Genomic DNA, 4,947 nt, shown 5'->3' with positions numbered 1-4,947 from the left:
TCAAGGTGAAATAGCCGGGTGTTTCGTCTCCCTTGAACCATTTGAAGAATCCGGAGAATTCGACTGGAGCGATGTAAACATACTCACCGTCAACTTTCTGGATCTGCAGGCTGCCGAGCTCATAGTAACTCGTATTCGGCACCTGGCCGAATGCCTTCTTCATTTTGTTCCTTGCAAACTGAGGAGGCACGCTCGCAGGTGTTTTCTCTTCATCAAACGCTTCGATTTCCGTTTGGACGTCCATTTTCGCCGACTGATATTTCTCATCTGCATTGAAGACGAATGCAGTCAGGAAGTAGATTCCCATTAGCAGGCCGGCTGCGAATAATCCGCCTTTGATCATGCGTTCTTTACCGGTGGCAAAAGCAGCTCCGGCTCCTGCGGCGACAATGAACAGAATCCACATCGACGTAAAGTTACGGTCAAGGTTTGTCATGTAATAGAAGATAAATGCTCCGATGACAGCAATGATCATCGTGGCTCCGATCATAGCTGCAATGGAAGGCTTCGCATTCCCTTCCTTCTTCTTTTTTGTAAAAGTGACCGGGACCAGCAGCAGTGCCATGATCAATCCGACAATCACTGAAAATAAAAATATGTTACCCAATTTATGTTCCCCTTTCCAGGATCTATTTCTGTGTATGGTATATATACGGATGAGGGGAGGGGGAGGTTTCAAAATGTTTTGCAAGTCGAATCCATAGCCGTATCTCTGAAGTTTGTACAGATGAATTTTCTTTGTCCTTACAAGAAAATACACCCCATTTATTCCAAAATAATGGGGTGTATTTATCGCGTGATCGTTAAAATTCTACGTTATCTTGATTTTTGACGACTAATAATGTCTTTCCTTTGTCTAATTCTTCTTCAAGCTTTTGAGCTTTTGACTGTTCAAACCCAATTTCCTTCATTTTTGATATGAGTTTATCGGATTTTCCTCTGAAAATATTCTTGGTGGCGGTGCCTATTCCTGTGACACTTACTCCGATTTTATTGGAATCGTTGCTTTTTCTTGCACGCCTGTCATGGTCATTATCATGGGCAAGCATGTAAATGTCATCTTCGTTGACTCCATTTTTGTGAAGCTTATCAATTGATTCACTTAAATGTTCGTCGTTATGGAATATTTTAAATATAGGATTCAATGGAATCGCCTCCTTAAAAGCACAGATACCCTCTGTGGAATTCTTTTAAACAGGTCTAATCAATTGATGAATGAGGAAACTTTTTACAAATTCAGTGGCATTACCTTTCCACTTTAGTTCCTTCAAAAATCTGCACATCAATCGGGGCAGCCATATACTCAGGGGCTCTTCCGGCAAATGAAATAAAGTGGCTGCTGGCGTTATGTGATTCGACAGCAGCAGTGTCTTTCCAGATTTCCACCATCGTATAAGCTTGTACTTTATCTGTTGATCTCAACAGGTCATAAGAGATATTGCCATCTTCGGCTCTTGATGCTTCAACGAGTGAATCCATTTCCTCAAGGAATGCCTCTTCTTTTTCTGGATTGATTTGAAAATGTGCGTGAATGATGATCATAGTATTTCCTCATTTCTGAAATAGTTTTTGGGCTGGCGAAACCTTATATAAAACGGGACAGTGAACCTGTCCCGTTGTCCCTTATTTCCATTCGGCGATTTTTTCGATGGGCAGACGGACGGATTTGTATCCCTGGTCTGCGGCTTTTCCGATGGAAATGAGCATGACCGGGTAGTAGCGATCTTTGTCCATACCGTATGCTTCTGCGATTTGGTCTTTTTCATAGCCTCCGATCGGGTTGGTGTCGTATCCATGGGCACGGGCTGCAAGCATCAGCTGCATGGATACGAGTCCGGCATCGATCAGATTCATTTCTTTATACTGTTCTTCTGGCAGCACATCAAGCAGACCTTTAATTGATGGCAGCTGTCTATCCCTTACTTCCGCTGGCATATAGCCTTTTTCTACAGCTTCATTGTAGATTTCATCGGCATAGTCAATGCTGTTCATATCAACGAAGACAGCGATGACCGCTGAGGATGTTTTCACCTGGTTCTGATTGAACTTTGCCAGCGGAGCAAGTGTTTCTTTTCCTTCAGGGCTGTCGATTACAAGGAAGCGCCAAGGCTGAAGATTGACTGAAGACGGTGCCAATGTCGCTTCCTGAAGGATTTCCGTCATTTCTTCTTTGCTGATTTTAACGGACGGGTCGTAGTTTCTAATAGATCGGCGACCTGTGATGATTTGCTGAAAGTCTTCGATTCTCGTTGTATTCATGGTGAAAAACTCCTTTATAATTAGTATTTAATGTTCTTTACATTATGTTGAATCCGCATGAGTAACTCAGAAAGCATGGCCTGGTCTTCAGAGTTGAAGTCCTTCAGCACTTCGGAAATGAACTCCTTTTTCTCCTGACATAATGCATCGATTTGTTCCCGGCCGTCATTAGTCAGGCGGACGAAAGTAATCCGATTATCATTCGGGTTCTTTCGGCGTGAAACCAGCCCTCCAGCTTCAAGCTGCTTCAAATGCCTCGTCACAGCTGCACTGTCAATATTCACTTCTCGTTGAAGTGCCCGTTGACTGATTTCATCCACTTCGATTAACTTATGCAAAAGATCCAGGCGTGACTGACTAATGCCGGTGCAGCGCTCGAATTTCGGGCTCACTTGCTTATAGATATCATTTAATTGAATTAAGATTCTTTCCTTGTTGGTCAAAGCATCCTCTCCTTACAATATAATAATTGAGGGGTCAATGATTAATACGTCAATTAATATAATACAGTTTGTATCCGGTGTAAAGAAAAAAGCTTAGGAAGAATGAAACGGCGGCATTGAAAATGAATTGGAGATAAGAAAAAAACGCCTCGTGACTATTCACGAGGCGTTTTCGCTGTTACAGAAGCTTTTATTCATTTTCCCCGGACATGACGACGACGTCTTCGCCTTCTGAAACGGTTTTTTCGATGTGCTGTTCCCCCCACGAACAGAGCATCTGCAGAGCTGGGGCGAGTGAGTTGCCGTATTCGGTCAGGTCATATTCCACTTTAGGGGGCACCTGATTATAGATGATGCGGTTGACAACTCCGTCCGCTTCCAGTTCCCGAAGCTGCTGGGTGAGCATTTTCTGTGTGATGTTCGGCATCATGCGTTTCAGCTGACTGGTGCGAAGCGTACCGTTGTCGATAAGGTGGCAGAGGATGACGACTTTCCATTTGCCGCCAATAACTTCAAGCGCCGCTTCTACGGGAATATTGTATTTTTTCATAGAAATCCTCCTTACTGCTATATTTTTTCGTCCTATATAAACTGCTTATCGATGGTTTCATTACAGATGAATATACCATAAGCATTCAACTATTTCCTAATGGATGGTGTCGCCGTACATAGTTACTCCGCGGTACCTATGCCACTTCAAAGTGCGTACTTCCCAGAAATCAGGGAAGGGTGCATAATCGACACTGTACTTTGATGATACGACAAATTGACGAATCATCCTATAGGGTACTTGCAGGTACCTATAGAACTTCATGGTACCTACAGCACTTTAAAGTACGTAATTCCATTATAACAGGATACCATTCATACTATTGGGTACGCGGGAAGACGAAAGGCGCCTTCGGATTTCCGGATATATGTCTATAGATAATAAAGGGTTAGTTTTTTTAGCTGAAAAATGCTCTTAACAAGCATTTTGCTCCCACAATTACCTGGGGCGCCCGGTGTGAAACAAAAAAACAGACCAAAATTCTTCATTCAAGAAAAAAACTATAATAACAGGAGGAATTCTCTTATGAGTTCTCATGCACATACAATGAATCACTCGAAAACAAAAGGAGGTACCCCGGCATTATTGGCATTGGCAATCTCCGCTTTTGGTATCGGGACGACGGAATTTGTCCCGGTCGGATTACTGTCGTCGATTGCAGATGATTTATCAATTTCTATCACGCTTGCAGGATTATTGATTTCCGGCTATGCAGTCGGAGTGGCGATTGGGGCACCGATCCTTACTGCTTTGACCAGTAAAATGAACAGGAAAACGCTGCTCATGTCACTGATGGTTTTATTTATCGTCGGAAACGCGGTTTCTGCGCTGGCAACGAGCTATGAACTGCTCCTTACCGCCCGTTTCATCACCGCGTTTTCACATGGAATCTTCTTTTCGATCGGTTCGACAATCGCCGCTGATTTAGTGCCCGCAAATAAACGGGCGAGTGCGATCGCGTTCATGTTTACAGGATTGACGGTTGCGACCGTCACCGGAGTACCGCTTGGAACCTTCATCGGGCAGGCATTCGGCTGGAGAGCGACATTCTGGGGAGTGGCCCTGCTCGGAGTCATCGGAATCATTGCGAGTTCGATTCTCGTTCCAAAGGATTTAAAGGAAGCACCACCCGCAAAATTCAGTGAACAACTGAAAGTTTTAAGAAATGGGAAGTTATTACTGGCTTTTGCAATCACTGCACTCGGATACGGCGGAACATTCGTTGCGTTCACATACCTGACACCGCTGTTGGAAAATGTAACAGGGTTCAGTTCGAAATGGGTGAGCATCATCCTGCTTGTCTACGGAATTGCAGTCGCAATCGGTAATGTCATAGGCGGGAAAGCGTCAGATAAGAACCCACTGAAAGCATTGTTCTGGATGTTCGTCATGCAGGCAGTCATTCTAGTAGCGTTAACGTTTGCAGCACCGTTTAAGGCAGTGGGATTGATCGCAATCTTCCTAATGGGCATGTTTGCGTTCATGAACGTACCTGGCCTGCAGGTCCTTGTCGTGAATCTGGCGGAAAAATATGTGCCTTCTGCCGTAAACGTGGCGTCAGCCTTGAATATCGCGGCATTCAACGTCGGGATTGCGATCGGATCGTTTGTCGGAGGACTCATCGTCGAGGGCATCGGATTGATTCATACACCATGGATCGGCGCATTGATGGTCGTTGGAGCCGTAATGTTAACG

The 4,947-nt window shown here is 44.3% G+C and carries 6 protein-coding genes and 1 pseudogene; 1 reads left to right on the top strand and 6 read right to left on the bottom strand.

Annotated features, from left to right (window positions below):
* The 6 genes and pseudogenes from HP456_RS19840 to HP456_RS19815 all read right to left on the bottom strand — a co-directional run.
* Positions 1–607, bottom strand: a pseudogene (locus HP456_RS19840) (hypothetical protein); the annotation flags it as partial.
* A gap of 196 nt (positions 608–803) precedes the next feature.
* The gene (locus HP456_RS19835; RefSeq protein ID WP_172254316.1) at positions 804–1,145 is read right to left on the bottom strand and encodes a YflT domain-containing protein; all 342 of its coding nucleotides are present in this window, start codon (positions 1,143–1,145) and stop codon (positions 804–806) included.
* A 100-nt stretch (positions 1,146–1,245) separates the two neighbouring features.
* Positions 1,246–1,542, bottom strand: coding sequence for a putative quinol monooxygenase (locus HP456_RS19830; protein ID WP_172254314.1), 297 nt, complete (start codon positions 1,540–1,542; stop codon positions 1,246–1,248).
* An 81-nt stretch (positions 1,543–1,623) separates the two neighbouring features.
* Positions 1,624–2,259, bottom strand: a complete 636-nt coding sequence (locus HP456_RS19825; RefSeq protein ID WP_172254312.1) for a nitroreductase family protein — start codon at positions 2,257–2,259, stop codon at positions 1,624–1,626.
* A 20-nt stretch (positions 2,260–2,279) separates the two neighbouring features.
* Positions 2,280–2,702 carry a MarR family winged helix-turn-helix transcriptional regulator gene (locus HP456_RS19820; RefSeq protein ID WP_172254310.1) on the bottom strand — a complete coding sequence of 141 codons (423 nt, stop codon included), beginning with the start codon at positions 2,700–2,702 and terminating at the stop codon, positions 2,280–2,282.
* Positions 2,703–2,892: 190 nt separating this feature from the next.
* A complete protein-coding gene (locus HP456_RS19815) occupies positions 2,893–3,252 on the bottom strand; it encodes a winged helix-turn-helix transcriptional regulator (protein WP_216663360.1) in 360 nt (119 codons plus the stop codon).
* Positions 3,253–3,777: 525 nt separating this feature from the next.
* On the opposite strand from HP456_RS19815, the gene HP456_RS19810 reads away from it, so the two are divergent.
* On the top strand, positions 3,778–4,947 hold a 1,170-nt coding region (locus HP456_RS19810), incomplete at its 3' end, for an MFS transporter (RefSeq protein ID WP_172254308.1).

This window comes from Bacillus haikouensis (assembly GCF_013179555.1).
In the GTDB taxonomy this organism is placed as follows: domain Bacteria; phylum Bacillota; class Bacilli; order Bacillales; family Bacillaceae_B; genus Rossellomorea; species Rossellomorea haikouensis_A.
This window is presented reverse-complemented; position numbering and strand designations above follow the sequence as displayed.